Here is a 955-nt window from a genome sequence, read left to right as displayed (position 1 = left end):
CCGGTTGCGATAAGCGTCAGCGGACGTGGTCCACGTCGACGAGGTCGACACGGACCCCGCGGCCGCCGATGGCGCCCACGACGGTGCGCAGGGCGCGCGCGGTACGGCCGTTGCGGCCGATCACCTTGCCGAGGTCGTCGGGGTGGACCCGGACCTCGAGCACGCGTCCACGGCGCAGGTTGCGCGAGGCGACCTGCACATCGTCAGGGTTGTCGACGATGCCCTTCACGAGGTGCTCAAGCGCCTCTTCGAGCATGCTGCTCAGGCCTCGGTCGACTCGGACTCGGCGGCGGCCTCGTCCTTCTTCTCAGCCTTCTTCTTCTGGGTGATCGCCTCACCCTTGGCCTCGTCGTCCCCACCGAGGGCCTCGAACGACGGGCGCGCGGACTTCTCCGCCGGCTGCAGCAGCGGAGCAGGGGCGGGCTCGCCCTTGAACTTCTGCCAGTCGCCGGTCTTCTTCAGGATGGCGAGCACGGGCTCGGTCGGCTGGGCGCCGACGGAGAGCCAGTACGCCACGCGCTCGGCGTTGACCTCGATGCGCGAGGGGTTCTGCACCGGGTGGTACAGGCCGATCTCCTCGATCGCCCGGCCGTCACGACGGGTACGGGAGTCGGCGACGACGATGCGGTAGTGAGGCGAACGGATCTTGCCCAGACGCTTCAGCTTGATCTTGACTGCCACGGGAGTGGGTTCTCCTGGAATTGACGTGGTTGGGCACGGCGGAGGAGCCGCGTGGGGTTGCGGTACCCGAGGTGCCCGACGGACGCGTCAGCCGGAGGAGAGAGGGGTCCTGTGCGGCTGTCGAGTACAGCTAGCCATTGTGCCATACCCCGCGGGACGGTTTCGGCGGGGTACGGCGAGCCGCACTTGGGCAGGCCTGAGCGGCGCCCGGCATTCCGAACGCTGCGGGTTCGCACGCCGCGGGGCGGGCGCGCCCACCCATGCCCCCTCGGGA

The 955-nt window shown here is 69.7% G+C and carries 2 protein-coding genes; both read right to left on the bottom strand.

The features are described from left to right. Positions 1-16: 16 nt before the first annotated feature. Complete coding sequence (locus tag RH94_RS25345; protein ID WP_003973401.1) at positions 17-256, bottom strand: RNA-binding protein; 240 nt, start codon at positions 254-256, stop codon at positions 17-19. 5 nt (positions 257-261) lie between these two features. After that, positions 262-681 (bottom strand): 30S ribosomal protein S16, encoded by a 420-nt coding sequence (gene rpsP / locus RH94_RS25340; protein ID WP_073950251.1) that lies wholly within the window; start codon positions 679-681, stop codon positions 262-264. Between the last annotated feature and the right edge of the window lie 274 nt (positions 682-955).

Origin of the sequence: Streptomyces kebangsaanensis, assembly GCF_001906585.1 — a bacterium.
GTDB classification, from domain to species: Bacteria; Actinomycetota; Actinomycetes; order Streptomycetales; family Streptomycetaceae; genus Streptomyces; species Streptomyces kebangsaanensis.
This window is presented reverse-complemented; position numbering and strand designations above follow the sequence as displayed.